14 protein-coding genes are annotated in these 15466 nt (G+C 63.7%); 8 read left to right on the forward strand and 6 right to left on the reverse strand.

Annotated elements, in window-relative coordinates:
* The 6 genes from CLV78_RS18495 to CLV78_RS18520 form a co-directional block, all read right to left on the reverse strand.
* Positions 1 to 345 carry a hypothetical protein gene (locus CLV78_RS18495; protein ID WP_106206801.1) on the reverse strand — a complete coding sequence of 115 codons (345 nt, stop codon included), beginning with the start codon at positions 343 to 345 and terminating at the stop codon, positions 1 to 3.
* Positions 346 to 422: 77 nt separating this feature from the next.
* Positions 423 to 1823: a DEAD/DEAH box helicase gene (locus CLV78_RS18500; RefSeq protein WP_106206803.1), complete on the reverse strand. Its 1401-nt coding sequence runs from the start codon at positions 1821 to 1823 to the stop codon at positions 423 to 425.
* A 287-nt stretch (positions 1824 to 2110) separates the two neighbouring features.
* Positions 2111 to 3418 (reverse strand): NAD-dependent dihydropyrimidine dehydrogenase subunit PreA, encoded by a 1308-nt coding sequence (gene preA / locus CLV78_RS18505; protein WP_106206805.1) that lies wholly within the window; start codon positions 3416 to 3418, stop codon positions 2111 to 2113.
* A 12-nt stretch (positions 3419 to 3430) separates the two neighbouring features.
* Positions 3431 to 4816: an NAD(P)-dependent oxidoreductase gene (locus CLV78_RS18510; RefSeq protein WP_106206807.1), complete on the reverse strand. Its 1386-nt coding sequence runs from the start codon at positions 4814 to 4816 to the stop codon at positions 3431 to 3433.
* A gap of 307 nt (positions 4817 to 5123) precedes the next feature.
* A complete protein-coding gene (locus tag CLV78_RS18515) occupies positions 5124 to 6338 on the reverse strand; it encodes a hypothetical protein (RefSeq protein ID WP_106206809.1) in 1215 nt (404 codons plus the stop codon).
* Positions 6339 to 6422: 84 nt separating this feature from the next.
* Positions 6423 to 7052, reverse strand: a complete 630-nt coding sequence (locus CLV78_RS18520) for a TetR family transcriptional regulator C-terminal domain-containing protein (protein ID WP_106206811.1) — start codon at positions 7050 to 7052, stop codon at positions 6423 to 6425.
* 715 nt (positions 7053 to 7767) lie between these two features.
* On the opposite strand from CLV78_RS18520, the gene CLV78_RS18525 reads away from it, so the two are divergent.
* From CLV78_RS18525 to CLV78_RS18560, 8 genes are all read left to right on the forward strand, one after another.
* The gene (locus CLV78_RS18525) at positions 7768 to 9018 is read left to right on the forward strand and encodes a Zn-dependent hydrolase (protein WP_106206813.1); all 1251 of its coding nucleotides are present in this window, start codon (positions 7768 to 7770) and stop codon (positions 9016 to 9018) included.
* 128 nt (positions 9019 to 9146) lie between these two features.
* On the forward strand, positions 9147 to 9386 hold the full coding sequence (locus CLV78_RS18530) for a hypothetical protein (protein WP_146136727.1): 240 nt from the start codon (positions 9147 to 9149) through the stop codon (positions 9384 to 9386).
* 60 nt (positions 9387 to 9446) lie between these two features.
* On the forward strand, positions 9447 to 10898 hold the full coding sequence (hydA, locus tag CLV78_RS18535) for a dihydropyrimidinase (protein ID WP_106206817.1): 1452 nt from the start codon (positions 9447 to 9449) through the stop codon (positions 10896 to 10898).
* Complete coding sequence (locus CLV78_RS18540) at positions 10898 to 11443, forward strand: hypothetical protein (RefSeq protein ID WP_106206819.1); 546 nt, start codon at positions 10898 to 10900, stop codon at positions 11441 to 11443. Before hydA ends, CLV78_RS18540 begins: the two co-directional genes overlap by 1 nt.
* On the forward strand, positions 11440 to 12231 hold the full coding sequence (locus CLV78_RS18545) for an ABC transporter ATP-binding protein (protein ID WP_106206821.1): 792 nt from the start codon (positions 11440 to 11442) through the stop codon (positions 12229 to 12231). Before CLV78_RS18540 ends, CLV78_RS18545 begins: the two co-directional genes overlap by 4 nt.
* Before the next feature lie 8 nt (positions 12232 to 12239).
* Positions 12240 to 13241 (forward strand): ABC transporter permease, encoded by a 1002-nt coding sequence (locus tag CLV78_RS18550; RefSeq protein WP_106206823.1) that lies wholly within the window; start codon positions 12240 to 12242, stop codon positions 13239 to 13241.
* Positions 13242 to 13338: 97 nt separating this feature from the next.
* On the forward strand, positions 13339 to 14196 hold the full coding sequence (locus CLV78_RS18555) for an ABC transporter permease (protein ID WP_106206825.1): 858 nt from the start codon (positions 13339 to 13341) through the stop codon (positions 14194 to 14196).
* Between the two features lie 148 nt (positions 14197 to 14344).
* A complete protein-coding gene (locus CLV78_RS18560; protein WP_106206827.1) occupies positions 14345 to 15328 on the forward strand; it encodes an ABC transporter substrate-binding protein in 984 nt (327 codons plus the stop codon).
* Positions 15329 to 15466 lie beyond the last annotated feature (138 nt).

The following is a 15466-nucleotide window of genomic DNA, read 5'->3' on the forward strand; positions in this document are numbered from 1 at the left end:
TCAGCCGCCGTTGCAGCTATCGATCGCGTCGCGGTGCGCTTGCCCGGCGCGGTTGAGCTGCGCGGTGGCGGCATTCTGCCCGATGCCGGCTTTCTGGGCCATCTCGTCAGTAGCGATATTCCACGCCTCGATCAGGTTGGCGCCCGAGGCTTGCGCCTCCGCCGCGATGCCCGTCGCGCCGGCATAGAAGGCCAGCTCGTTTGGCGGCAGTGCTGTCGACACCATCTCTGTCGCGCAGGCACAGGCCTCCGCAGATGCAAGTGTCAGGCAGTTCTCGGTAATCGGATCCGCCTGTGCCGCCGTGGCGAGCAGCACGAGTGGTACAAGGGCAATCTGGTAGCGCATGAAATTCTCCCTGTTCCTTGCCCCGAGCGGAGCAAGGCAGGGCAAGCATATGGTGCGGATCCTGTGGCGACCTGGCCCTAGTGGGCCTTGGTCTCGGCGAAGCTGCGCAGGATGAAATCGGGCACGTGATCGCCCATGCCCACGACCTGACTGCCATTGGAAGACTCGCCCCGGCGGGATCTGGAGCGGGAGCGCCGCCCGCCACCTTTTTCTGCGCTCTTCTCGGGCGCGGTGTCGGCGGGCGTTTCTGCCGCGTCCTCGGTCTTCGCGCGTGGAGCCTCTTCGCGGTCCTTGCGATCGCCCCGGCGGGAGCGCCGCTCGGTCTTTGGCAGTTCGGGCGGATCCAGTCGCGGGATCTCCTGCTTCACGAGGTTCTCGATCGCGTCCAGCAACTTGCCGTCGGCCGGGACCGCAATCATGAGCGCCGTGCCCTTGCGACCCGCACGGCCTGTGCGGCCGATCCGGTGGACATAGTCCTCGGAATGGCTCGGCACGTCGAAGTTGAACACGTGGGAGACATTCGGAATGTCCAGTCCGCGTGCGGCAACGTCAGACGCCACGAGGAAGCGAATCGATCCGTCGCGGAAGCCGTCCAGCGTGCGTGTCCGATGCGACTGGTCGAGGTCGCCGTGAATCGGTTCAGCGTTCAGCCCGTGCTTTTTCAGCGACTTGGCAACGATGTCCACGTCCACCTTGCGGTTGCAGAAGATGATCGCGTTGGTGCAGTCCTCGCCCTCGCGCTTGATCATCTCGCGCAGCATGGTGCGTTTCTCGCTCGCGGTCCGGTCACGGCGCGACGGGGTGAACTGCACCAGCCCCTGCGTGATCGTCTCGGAAGTTGTCGCCTGGCGGGCAACCTCGACTTTCACCGGTGCATGGAGGAAGGTGTTGGTGATCCGCTCGATTTCCGGCGCCATGGTGGCGGAGAAGAAGAGCGTCTGTCGGGTGAAGGGCGTGAGCTGGAAGATCCGCTCGATATCCGGGATGAAGCCCATGTCGAGCATCCGGTCGGCCTCGTCCACAACCATGACCTGAACACCGGTCAACAGCAGCTTGCCGCGCTCGAAATGATCGAGAAGGCGGCCCGGCGTAGCGATCAGCACGTCAACGCCCTTGTCGATCAGCTTGTCCTGTTCGCCGAAGGACACACCGCCGATCAGCAACGCCTTGGTCAGGCGGGTGTGCTTGGCATAGATGTCGAAGTTTTCGGCGACCTGCGCGGCGAGCTCCCGCGTGGGGGCCAGCACCAGCGAGCGCGGCATGCGTGCCCGCGCCCGGCCACGGCCCAGCATCGTGATCATTGGCAGCGTAAAGCTGGCCGTCTTGCCGGTGCCGGTCTGTGCGATGCCGAGAACATCCTTGCCTTCCAGCGCCGGAGGAATGGCCCCGGCCTGGATTGGTGTGGGGGTCTCGTACCCGGTTTCCTCGATGGCTTTCAGGACCTTGGGGTCCAGACTCAAATCAGTGAACTTCGTCATGTACGTCCATTTTTGGCAGCATGGCAGCTGCGGGTATGGGACGTAACAACCTGACGCCCCGACGGCAATGAACCCACGCGGCTCGCGGGCTTAGGCCCATCTACCGCAGCAGGGGGCGAGGGTCAACTTGACCGGCAGGATCGGCAGTTTAGGGGCGGATTTCAGCAACATATGGCCTGAAAACGCGCTGAAAGCGGGGCAGCCTGCGGTGTGAGACCCCCCGGTGGCAGCGGAACGGAAAGCCCGCCCGGTACGGGACCGGGCGGGCAGGATCGGTGAATGGGGGCCTATTCCGCGGCCTTCACGACCTGGGGGTTGTTGGGATGGCCCAACCAGTTCCCATATTCGGCGTCCACCGGCTGGCCGGTGCGTTCGTCCATCTCTCCGGCGTCAAGCGTCCGCATGGTGATGCAATCCTCCACCGGGCAGACGTTCACGCACAGATTGCAGGCCACGCATTCACTGTCATCGACCTCGAAGACACGCCCTTCCTTCATCAGGATCGCCTGGTGGGAGGTGTCCTCGCAGGCGGCAAAACACCGGCCACACTTGATGCAGGCATCCTGATCGATCTGGGCCTTGGTGATGTAGTTGAGGTTCAGGTATTGCCAGTCGGTGACATTGGGAACCGCGCGCCCGGTGACGTCCGCCACAGAGGTGTAGCCCTTTTCGTCCATCCAGGCCGACAGTCCGGTGATCATTTCCTCGACGATGCGGAACCCGTAGGTCATGACGGCGGTGCAGACCTGCACGTTGCCCGCGCCGAGCGCGAGGAATTCCGCAGCATCGCGCCAGGTCGTCACGCCACCGATACCGGAGATCGGCAGACCCGCCGTTTCGGCATTGCGGGCGATCTCGGCCACCATGTTGAGCGCGATCGGCTTCACCGCCGGGCCGCAATAACCGCCATGGGTGCCCTTGCCGTCGATCATCGGCTCGGGCGCCATCGCGTCGAGATCCACCGAGGTGATGGAGTTGATCGTGTTGATCAGCGAAACCGCGTCGGCGCCACCGCGCTTCGCGGCCGCCGCCGGGTAGAGGATGTCGGTGATATTGGGCGTCAGCTTCACGATCACCGGCATCCGGGTGTTCTGCTTGCACCATCGGGTCACCATCTCGATGTATTCCGGGACCTGGCCAACGGCTGATCCCATGCCGCGCTCCGCCATGCCATGCGGGCAGCCGAAGTTCAGCTCGACACCGTCCGCGCCGGTCTCCTCGACCACCGGGAGGATCGCTTTCCAGGCGTCTTCCTCGCAGGGCACCATCAGCGATACCACCATCGCGCGGTCCGGGTAGTCACGCTTTACCGCCTTGATTTCACGCAGGTTCTGCTGGAGCGGGCGGTCGGTGATCAGCTCGATGTTGTTGAGGCCGAGCAGGCGACGGTCGCCGCCCCAGATTGCGCCGTAGCGCGGGCCGTTGACGTTGACGACCGGGGGGCCATCCTCGCCGAGGGTTTTCCAGACAACGCCTCCCCAGCCGGCCTCGAAGGCGCGGCGGACGTTATATTCCTTGTCTGTCGGCGGCGCGGAGGCCAGCCAGAACGGGTTGGGGGACTTGATGCCGACGAAGTCGCTCGCGAGATTTGCCATGTGTCGTCTCCCTTACTGTGCTGCCGTGACCGCGTCCGCGGTCCCGTCGGTGGCGGGGGATTGGGTGCCCATGAGCACCGCGTGGATGTCCTCGGCCGCGTCGCGTCCATTGGCGACGGCGGTCACCGTCAGGTCGTCGCCGCCGCTGGCGCAGTCGCCGCCAGCCCAGACGCCGGGGATGGAACTGCGTCCGTTGGCATCCGTGGTGATCTTGCCGCCGACGATCTCCAGCACGCCCGGCACACCGTCCAGCGACTGGCCGATGGCCTTGAGAACCTGGTCGGCCTTCAGCGTGAAGGTCTCGTCAGAGACTTCCAGCCCGAGCGGCCCGTCGATGGTGTAGGCAAAGGTCACGCTCTCCACGGCGTCGGTGCCCTGGAAGGACACGGGCTGCGCGTTCAGGATGATCTTCACCCCCTTGGAGGAGGCCAGCTCCTGTTCAAAACTGGAGGCGGACAGCCGGTCGCGGCCGCGCCGGTAGACCATGGTCACATGTTCGGCGCCGAGCAACTTCGATTGCACGGCGGCGTCCACCGCGGTCATTCCGCCGCCGATGACCACCACATCGCGCCCGACGGGCAGGGTAGAGAGGTCGTCAGCCTGGCGCAGGTCGGCAATGAACTGAACGGCGTCCATGACATGCGCCTTTTCCTCGCCTTCGGTGCGCAGGGCGTTCACTCCGGCGAGGCCCATTCCGAGGAAAACCGCGTCGAATTCCTCCTGGAGTTCTTCGAGTTGCAGTTGCTCGCCCAGTTTCTGGCCGTGGCGCAGGTCGATCCCGCCGATCTGCATCAGCCAGTTGACCTCCTGCTCGGCGAAATTGTTCACCGCCTTGTAGCTGGCAATGCCGTATTCGTTCAGCCCCCCGGGTTTGGGGCGGGCGTCGAAGATCACCACGTCGTGGCCTTTCATCGCCAGCCGGTGTGCGCAGGCGAGCCCGGCAGGACCGGCGCCCACGACGGCCACTCGGCGGCCGGTCGTGGCCGCGCGGGTGAAGGGATGCAGATCCTGCGCCATCATGTGGTCGGTTGCGAAACGTTGGAGATGGCCGATCTGCACCGGCTCGCCTTCGGACGTCTGGCGCACGCAGACTTCCTCGCAGAGCGTCTCCGTCGGGCAGACCCGGGCGCACATGCCGCCGAGGATGTTCTGCTCGAAGATCGTGCGCGCCGCGTTGTCGGGATTGCCGGTCTGGATCTGCCGGATGAACATCGGGATATCGATGTCGGTGGGGCAGGCCGTGATGCAGGGCGCGTCGTGACAGAAATAGCACCGGTCGGCTGCCACGGACGCCTCGTGTGCCTCGAATGGCGGGTGGAGGTCGTCGAAGTTGTTCTTGTATGCCGCCTGATCCAGCCGACCAGCGGCGACACCTGGGGTTCTCTGGGTATTCTGCATGGCACCTTCCCTGGAGACGATTTTCACCGAAAGGCTGACACAGGTGTCTTTTTTCTGTCAAACGCTTCTTTGACCAATCGGTAAAAAAATCGCGACCGGAACTGGAGAGGTTGCGTCCAAGTATTTGTAAAAACTTCTGAAAATGTGAAGGCGTGCGGAACGTTCGGGCGCGGGTCAACCGAACGGAGAGATATCGCAAGCGATCAATCCATGCGTTTTATCTGCCGGCGATTGCCTGTTTCTGCAGCAGACGGCAAATGGCGTGGTTTCCGAAAGTGGGCGCCGCGCTCCGGTGCCGGTGCCGGGATCAGCCGAAAAGCACCGCCGCGGCCTCGATCTCCGCGAGGCTGTCTCCGACGAAAGTTATGGTGTTTTTGCCGTCACCAAGGTGGTCGTAGACGACGCCGGCCTTGGTGTTCTTCAGCGCATCCTTGAACTCGGCCCGGGTTTCGGCCTCGCCGGCGCTCGTGATCTTCACGATGTCGTTCTGGAAGTCCTTGATCCGGTCCCTGCCAAAAGCCTTGCCGGAGAAGATGAACGTGTCCTTGTGCCCTCCGCCGATCAACAGGTCATTGCCGGCATTCCCATCCAACTGGTCGCGACCGCTGCCGCCATCCAGCCGGTCCTTGCCCTTGCCGCCAGTAATCTTGTCCTTGCCGGCCTCACCCTTGAAGATGTCGTTTCCGCCACCGCCCTTGATCCTGTCCTGTCCGGGGCCTGCCTTGACGACGTCCTTGCCCGCAGCGCCGCCCTGACCCGAATCCCGAAACGTGTCGCGCCCCTTGCCGAGGCTGGCCGTATCCGTGCCCCGGCCACCGATGACTATGTCGTTGCCGCTTCCGCCCAGCAGGGTATCGCGGCCGCTGCCGCCATTGAGCAGGTCGCGCCCGGCGAATCCCGACAACGTGTCGTCGCCGCCAAGGCCGAGCAGGATGTCCGCGAAGATGGTCCCGTCCAGCGTTTCTGCCCCCGCGCCGCCCGTGATTTCCGGCGGGCCATCGGGGTCCACGGAGCGGCCGAACCAGACATGATAGATGTAGCCTCCATAGGGGCCGGCGCCGGGGTCGTGTCCAACGCCGATCCCGATCGCGTTCCAGTCGTTCGAAGACCATGTACCCTTGTTCAAGATGACGTCATTGTGGCCGGCGGACCCTTTCCAGGTATCGAGCGCGGCAGAGATGCCGGAGGGGCCCGCGGTACTGATTTCGAATCCCGAGGAGGGGTAGGAGGCGCCGATACGGTTCGGGGCGTCCCACATCACGCTCGGGTTGCGGTGGTCGCTGTAGTATGGGGCGTCGCTCCAGCTGTGCAAGTTCGTTCCCGGCGCCAGGTCGAGACCCGCGCCCCAGATGTTCTCCAACGTATCGGCGACATGCCGGCCGGCAGTCACCGTGAGGTTTTCCGACAGGGGAATCGCGTCGAGCCCGTTCTCCTCCCGGTAGTCCATGATGAGATCGTAGAGCGTCAGTTCCTTCCGGCTCAGCGCATCGCCGGCCTGCGGCGTCGTCAGATTGAACGTCATGGATGAAATCCCTGTTCGTGTCGGCTGTCCCCGCGGCAAGCATACGCGCGGTGCCGGATATTCCAACGCCCCTATATGGGGCGGTCAGGGCGTGAGCAGCTTGGTGAACAGCGTGACGAGATAGCGTTCGGCCTCCGGGAAGGGATCGTCGCCCTCCGGGCCCAGAACAGTGCGGACCTGCACGTCGAAATCGGCATAGTGCTGGGTCAGCGACCAGATCGAGAAGATCAGGTGATAGGGATGCGCCGGGGCGATGCGGCCTGCGGCCATCCAGCCTGCAAGCACCGTGGCGTTCTCGTCCACAAGCGGCTTGAGTTCGTGTCCCAACACGCCGCCCAGATGTGGGCCGCCTTGCAGGATCTCGTTGGCGAAGAGCCGGCTTTCGCGCGGCATCTGCTGGCTCATCCGGAGCTTTTTGCGGACATAGCCAAGCAGCTCGTCGATGGGGTCGCCATCGGGATCGATGGCGCGGAGCGGGTCCAGCCAGACGTCCAGCAAATGGGTCAGAAGAGTCTGGTGGATCGCTTCCTTGCTCGGGAAATAATAGAGCAGGTTGGGCTTGGACAGACCGGCCGCCGTCGCAATCTCGTCAACGGTGGCGCCCCGGAACCCGCGCGCCGAAAAGACGTCGAGCGCGGCCTCGAGGATGGTCTCGTGGTTGCGCTGCTGGATTCGCGTGCGGGGGCGTGCCGGCTCAGGACGGGAGGAAGGCATGAACGCGGGGTTTCAACTGTTATCTATGGCTGGGACGAATGCGCCGGATGTGATCCGGCTCTCCCAGCCATACCCTCGGCCATTGGCCGGGTCAAATGCGAGGGGCGCCGGGTGAAGAGGGACTGACGATTCTCTACTCCGGCCATGAGGACCTGTTCGCGACAGGCGCCTGCTTTTCGTGCGATGCTCAGAAAATACACATATGCTGGCAAAGCTGAGGGGAGATCAGGCGGATGACAGTCTGCCACAGGGGCCACCTTGACTGAAAAAGGGGCCGTGCTAGCGTGATCCTGACCAAATGGTCAAATTCGGCACGCCAGCGCCCTCGTCGTGGGGGCCGCCAGCAAGGAGACGACATGGTGCCAGGGCGAGATATCGTTCAATGCGACGTCGCCCCACAACGGGCGCGAAGACCTTTTGGATCGCCTGGGGCACCCAGGGCGGGCTGCGGTGTCACATACCAGGGCACATGGCCCCTCGGCGCACGCGAAACCGTGGCGGGCCCTCGGATGTTTGCACAGGTCGTGGCCGGCCATTCCCAGACACCTTTCAGGCACGAATCAGGCCGCGGCCCGGGCAAGCGCCGGGGTATGTCCGTCCTTCAAGGGCTTGGGCAATGCTGGTCAAGGGCGATAGTCTGCGGGAGACCGACGCGCGTTTCGGAAGTGACAACACGATCCCGTGGCAGCAGGCCACGGACAGGGAAGGAACACCAATGAGTGCACCGGGCGAGAACCTCAAGATCAATGGCAGCCGGCTGTGGGACAGCCTCATGGAGATGGCAAAAATCGGGCCCGGCGTGGCGGGCGGCAACAACCGGCAGACGCTGACCGATGACGACGCCACGGGCCGCGCGCTGTTCCAGAAATGGTGCGAGGACGCCGGCATGACCATGGGGGTCGACCAGATCGGCAACATGTTTGCCTATCGCGAGGGCACCGACCCCGAGGCGTTGCCGGTCTACGCGGGATCTCACCTCGACACGCAACCGACGGGTGGCAAGTACGATGGTGTTCTCGGCGTTCTCGGCGCGCTGGAGGCAGTGCGGACGATGAACGACCTCGGGATCAGGACGAAGCACCCCATCGTTGTGGTCAACTGGACCAACGAGGAAGGCACGCGCTTTGCGCCGGCCATGCTGGCCTCGGGTGTCTTTGCCGGCAAGCACACGCTCGACTGGGCCAATGACCGTGTCGATGCCGAAGGCAAGCGGTTCGGTGACGAGTTGGAGCGGATCGGCTGGAAGGGCGACGAGGAGGTCGGCGCTCGCAAGATGCACGCCCTGTTTGAACTGCACATCGAACAGGGGCCGATCCTTGAGGCAGAGGGCAAGGATATCGGCGTCGTGACACACGGACAGGGCTTGCGCTGGATCGAGTGCACGGTGACAGGCAAGGAGAGCCACACCGGGTCGACGCCGATGCCGATGCGCCTGAACGCGGGGCGCGGTCTGGCGCTTGTGACGGAGTTGGTGCACGAGATCGCGATGAAGCATCAGCCCAATTCGGTCGGCGCGATCGGTCATATCGATGTGTATCCGAACTCTAGGAACATCATTCCCGGCAAGGTGGTCTTCACCGTCGATTTCCGCTCGCATCTGCAAGAGGTGATCGACGCGATGCTGGAGGAATTCTATGCCCGCGCGCCGAGCCTGTGCGCAGAGATCGGCGTGCAGTTCGAGAGCCAGATCGTCGGCAGCTTTGACCCGCCCGCCTTCAACGAGGAGTGCGTGCAGGCGGTGCGTTCCGCAGCCGAACGGCTGGGGTATTCGCACATGAACATCGTCTCCGGCGCCGGCCACGACGCCTGCTGGATCAACGATGTGGCGCCCACGGCAATGATCATGTGCCCCTGTGTCGACGGTCTGTCGCACAACGAGGCCGAGGAGATCAGCCCCGAGTGGGCGGCGGCGGGGGCCGATGTCCTGTTGCACGCGGTCCTGGAAACAGCGGAGATCGTGGAGTGAGGTGATAGGTCCGGGGGGCGCTTCCCCCCGGACCCCCCGGGATATTTCGGGAAAGATGATGGGGGTGGTTCAAGAGTGGATCGGTTGAGGACGGGTGTTGACGTGAAAGAGGGATCGGGAGAATCGGTGTGGTCTTGTCAGGTTTGATGATGGCGGGGTGCCAGATGCAGGACGAGGCGCCGGTGCAGATGCCCTTTCAGCCGGCGCAACAGCCCTTTCCACCCGCGGTGATGGCGGCATTGCCTGGGGATCAGGACCTGCGGCAGGTCTTTGTGAAGGACGGTTGTTACTTCTACGAACAGGGCGGGCAGATGTTGCCGGTTTCTGGCCATGCGGACAACGGCGCCAGTCCGATCTGCGTCGGGTAAGAGATTTGAAATGAGCCAGCCCGGCATCAGACCGGGGGGCTAGACAACGGGAGTATGACAATGAGCACGGTGATCAAGAACGGCACGATCGTGACTGCCGACCTGACCTACAAATCGGATGTGCTGGTAGAGGACGGCAGGATAGTTGCCATCGGCGAGGGGTTGGTGGGCGACGAGGTGCTCGATGCCACCGGCTGCTACGTGATGCCGGGGGGGATCGACCCGCATACGCATCTGGAGATGCCCTTCATGGGCACGTACTCGACAGATGATTTCGAAAGCGGCACCCGCGCGGCCCTGTCCGGCGGCACGACCATGGTTGTCGATTTCGCGCTGCCGAGCCCGGGGCAGGGTCTGCTCGACGCGATCCAGATGTGGGACAACAAGTCGACCCGCGCCAATTGCGACTATTCCTTCCACATGGCGATTACCTGGTGGGGGGAGCAGGTTTTCAACGAGATGGCGACGGTCGTCGGGCGCGGTATCAACACCTTCAAGCATTTCATGGCCTACAAAGGCGCGCTGATGGTGAATGACGATGAGCTTTATGCAAGCTTCCAGCGCTGTGCCGAGCTTGGTGCAACGCCGCTCGTTCATGCCGAGAACGGCGACGTTGTGGCCGAGCTGTCCGCCAAGCTTCTGGCCGAGGGCAACACTGGCCCGGAGGCACATGCCTATTCCCGTCCGCCACAGGTCGAGGGGGAGGCCACCAACCGCGCGATCATGATCGCCGACATGGCCGGCGCGCCGCTTTACGTCGTGCATACCTCCTGCGAGGAGAGCCACGAGGCGATCCGGCGGGCGCGGATGCAGGGCAAGCGGGTCTGGGGCGAGCCGCTGATCCAGCACTTGACGCTGGATGAGAGCGAGTATTTCGACAAGGACTGGGACCATGCCGCCCGCCGGGTCATGTCGCCGCCTTTCCGCAACAAGCAACATCAGGACTCGCTCTGGGCCGGGCTGCAATCGGGGACCCTCTCCGTTGTGGCGACGGATCATTGTGCCTTCACCACCGAGCAAAAACGCTATGGCGTTGGCGATTTCACCAAGATCCCGAATGGCACCGGCGGTCTTGAGGACCGGATGCCGATGCTCTGGACGCACGGGGTCGAGACCGGGCGCCTGACGCCGAATGAATTTGTCGCCGTAACCTCAACGAATATAGCGAAAATCCTGAACTGTTACCCGAGAAAGGGGGCGATCCTCGTGGGCGCGGATGCCGATATCGTGGTCTGGGATCCGGAGAAGACCAAGACGATCTCGGCGGGGGCGCAGCAATCCGCCATCGACTACAACGTCTTCGAGGGCAAGCAGGTGAAGGGTCTGCCGCGCTACACGCTCACCCGTGGGCAGGTTGCAATCGCGGACGGCGAGGTGAAATGCGAGGAAGGCCACGGCAAGTTCGTTGCACGTGAGCCGAACGGCACGGTGAACAAGGCGCTTTCCACCTGGAAAGAGCTGACGGCACCGCGGCCGGTGGAGCGCACGGGCATTCCGGCAAGCGGGGTCTGATGACGGCGACCGGAGATCTCGCATTGGCACCCGTCCGCCTTTTCGCCAACTGGCAACTGCTCGCGCGACGCGTGGCAATTGTCACGGCGTTCGGGTGTTTCGGGTCCAATGCGGTGCTCTGGACGGCCGCCTATCTCGACCGCTCCACGCCGTGGGATGTCTTTGGGCATGGCACAGTACCCTCGCTGATCGTGTTTATCCTCGCTGTCGGCGTCGTGGCTTCTATTTTCCTCGTTCCCGGCGTGGTACTGGTCGCGACGACGATCATTCACGCCGCGGGCCGCTGGCTGTTGCCGGTGATCGGGCCGGGCTTTGCAATGGCGGTCGGTGTGGCAGGTGCCGTGCTCCTGCTGCGCGAGCTTGGGGCGCTGTCGTTTGTTCGTGGCTCCGCGGAGTTGATGTATGCCGCCTCCGGACTGTCCTGGCCCGGTCTTGGCGTCGGCCTCCTGTCGATGCTGCTAGTCTTTGTCAGGGGGCGCCTGTGGACGCGGCGCCGCGCCTTCAAGACCCAAATACCTGAACCAACGGAGTTTTCTGGTCAGTGAACACCACCTCTCAACCAGTCATCGTTGCCGAAAAGCTCGACCTGACGTTCCAGACGAACGACGGGCCGGTGCAGGCGCTGCGCGACGTGAACCTGACGATCAACAAGGGGGATTTTGTCTCCTTCATCGGCCCGTCGGGCTGTGGCAAGACCACTTTTCTGCGGGTCGTGGCGGCGCTGGAACATCCAACGGGTGGCCAGATCAGCGTCAATGGCATGACCCCGGACGAGGCCCGAAGGGCGCGGGCCTATGGCTACGTGTTCCAGGCGGCGGGGCTGTACCCGTGGCGGACCATCGAGAAGAACATCATGCTTCCCCTTGAAATCATGGGGTATTCTAGTGACGAGCAGGCAGAGCACGTGGATCGCGTTCTGAAGATGGTGGATCTGGAGGGCTTCGGGAAGAAATACCCCTGGCAATTGTCGGGCGGGATGCAGCAGCGGGCCTCCATCGCCCGTGCGCTGGCCTTCGATGCCGGGATCCTGCTCATGGACGAGCCCTTCGGCGCGCTGGACGAGATCGTGCGCGACCATTTGAACGAGCAGCTTCTCGCGCTCTGGGACCGCACAGGCATGACTGTCGGCTTTGTCACGCACTCGATCCCGGAAGCGGTCTATCTCTCGACCCGGATCGTGGTGATGTCGCCGCGCCCCGGGCGGATCACGGATGTCATCGAGAGCACGCTGCCTCGCGAACGTCCGCTCGATATCCGCGACACTCCGGAGTTCCTCGAAATTGCCCATCGCGTGCGGGAGGGGCTTCGGGCCGGTCATGCCTATGACGATTGAGGTGCGCCATGACTGATGCGACCATGACGGCGCCAGCCCGCTCGACAGGGTTCGGGCGCGCGGTTCGCGGCACCTGGAACGCGGTCTTTCCCGTGGTTGTCGTCGTCTCCGTGATCTTTGCAATCTGGTACGCCGCCTGTGTGCCGATGAACATCAAGGCGGCCCTCGACCAGGCCGAGCGAGACGGCGTGATCGTCAACCCCGCGGGCGCGACGGCCCGCGACCGGCGCGACATGAGCGCCATCGGCCTGGCCTTCAAGAACCCCGAACAGGCCGGCGACACATTTGTGCAGGAACGGCCCCGCCTTCCGGCACCACATCAGGTGGCGCGTGAACTGTGGAAGACCACCGGCGACATGGTGCTGCGCGGAAAGGCCTTTTCCAAGCGCTCGCTGCTCTATCATGCCTGGGTCACGCTCTCTGCCACCGTGCTTGGCTTTGCCATGGGGACGGTGGGTGGCGTGGCGCTTGCGGTGGGGATCGTGCACAGCCGGGTGATGAACATGTCGGTCATGCCCTGGGCGATCGCCAGCCAGACCATCCCTATTCTCGCCATTGCGCCGATGATCATCGTGGTGCTGAATTCTATCGGCATCACCGGGCTGATCCCGAAGGCAATGATCTCGGCCTACCTGTCCTTCTTTCCGGTGACGGTGGGGATGGTGAAAGGGTTGCGCAGCCCGGATGGAATGCAACTCGATCTGCTGAAGACCTATTCGGCGTCGCAGGGCGAAACCTTCTGGAAGCTGCGGCTCCCCTCATCGATGCCGTATTTCTTTACCTCGATGAAGATCGGCATGGCGGCATCCCTGGTCGGTGCCATCGTGGGCGAGATGCCGACGGGTGCAGTGGCCGGGCTCGGCGCGCGACTGCTGGCCGGCAGCTACTACGGTCAGACGATCCAGATCTGGGCGGCGCTTTTCTCCGCTGCCATTCTGGCGGCTGTGCTGGTGGGCGTGATCGGCGCGTTGCAGCGGATGACACTGAAAAAGATGGGGATGGTACGGTGAACGGTCTGAAGAATACCTCAGGGCCGGCGGCCATGTCCCATGGGTCGTGGCGTGCCGCCAACAAGAGGAGGCGGGGTGCGATCTCCCCGGATTGCGTATGAACGAGGGTTGGATCGTAGGGGCTCTCGCGGCGCTGCTGGCGGCGTCGTATGTGAACATCCAGGTGGCGAACAGCGAGGGGCGGGACCAGGCAATCAGCCGGTTCTTCGTGCCGGTCCTGTTCGGCATTTCGCTGCTGGTGCTGTGGCAGGGGATCGTGCGCGGCTTCAACGTGCCGGGGGTGATCCTGCCCGCGCCGTCGGACATCTGGGCACGGTTCCTCGCGAGCACGTCGATCCTCTGGCAGGATTTCGTGCAGACCTTCGTGAAAGGGGCATTGTCCGGCTACGTGATGGGGGCTTTCGCGGCCTTTGCCACTGCGCTTCTGGTCGATCGCAGCGATTTCCTGCGGCGGGGGATCCTGCCGGTCGGCAACTTCATGGCGGCACTTCCGATTGTCGGGATCGCCCCGATCCTGGTGATGTGGTTCGGCTTCGACTGGCAGTCGAAGGCGGCAGTGGTGGTGGTGATGGTCTTCTTCCCGATCCTGGTGAACACGGTCGAAGGGCTGCGCGCCACCGACATGATGCAGCGGGACCTGATGCAGACCTACGCCGCCAGCTATTGGCAATCGTTGCTGAAGTTGCGGCTGCCGGCGGCGATGCCCTTCATCTTCAACGGGCTGAAGGTCGCAACGACGCTTGCCTTGATCGGCGCCATCGTTGCCGAGTTCTTTGGCTCTCCGATCCGCGGCATGGGCTTTCGGATCTCGACCGAGGTCGGCCGGCTTGCGCTGGACATGGTCTGGGCGGAGATCCTGGTGGCGGCCATCGCGGGCTCGGCGTTCTACGGGGCCGTTGCGCTGCTGGAGAGCTTCGTCACCTTCTGGCACCCCTCGCAAAGGAGGTCCCGTTGAGCGGCACCGCCACAGGGACCGGCCGGGTCATCGCCCAGCCTCCGCCCGGTGGCAGTTTCATCTCGATGGATGCGCCCGCTTTCGGCTAACATCGCCCTACCAGACAAACCAAACAAACCAACAGGAAAGACCAACAGGAGGTATCCCCATGAAGACATTTCTGATCGGCGCCGTTTCGGCGCTTGCCCTGACGTCCGCGGCCCAGGCCGCCGACGACGTCACGCTGCAACTCAAGTGGGTCACGCAGGCCCAGTTCGCTGGCTACTACGTGGCCCTCGACCAGGGGTTCTACGAGGAAGAGGGGCTCAACGTCACCATCAAGCCGGGCGGCCCGGACATCGCGCCCGCGCAGGTCATTGCCGGCGGCGGTGCCGATGTCGTGCTGGACTGGATGCCGTCGGCGCTGGCCTCCCGCGAGAAGGGCCTGCCGCTGGTGAACATCGCCCAGCCTTTCAAATCGTCTGGCATGATGCTGACCTGCTGGAAGGACACCGGCATCGAGAAGCCGGAGGACCTGAAGGACAAGACGATCGGCGTCTGGTTCTTCGGCAACGAGTATCCTTTCCTGAGCTGGATGTCCTCGCTTGGCATTCCGACCGACGGCTCCGAGGGCGGTGTGACCGTGCTCAAGCAGGGGTTCAACGTCGATCCGCTGCTGCAACGTCAGGCCGACTGCATCTCCACCATGACCTACAACGAGTACTGGCAGGTGCTTGATGCGGGTGTCACGCCAGAGGAACTGATCACCTTCAAGTACGAGGATCAGGGCGTGGCGACGCTGGAGGACGGTATCTACGTGATGGAAGAAAACCTCGCGGATCCGGAGTTCGAGGACAAGATGGTCCGGTTCGTTCGGGCGTCCATGAAGGGCTGGAAATGGGCCGAGGAAAACTCGGATGATGCGGCGATGATTGTCCTCGACAACGATGAGACCGGCGCCCAGACCGAGACTCACCAGAAGCGGATGATGGGCGAGATCGCCAAGTTGACGGCGGGGTCGAACGGTGCGCTGGACGAGGCCGACTACCAAAGGACGGTCGACACCCTGCTGGGTGGCGGCTCCGATCCGGTCATCACCAAGGAGCCGGAAGGCGCCTGGACGCACCAGATCACGGACAAGGCGCTGAACTGATCACAGCCCCGACCAATGCTGACGCCGCCCCACCAGGGGCGGCGTTTTCCGTTTCTGACCCGCGCGGGCGGGACAGCAGCAGGGATGCAAGAGGGCGGCGGCGCGAAAGGGTGAGTTTCCGTTGCAGCGCCGCCGATT

Origin of the sequence: Aliiruegeria haliotis (assembly GCF_003003255.1) — a bacterium.
GTDB classification, from domain to species: domain Bacteria; phylum Pseudomonadota; class Alphaproteobacteria; order Rhodobacterales; family Rhodobacteraceae; genus Tropicimonas; species Tropicimonas haliotis.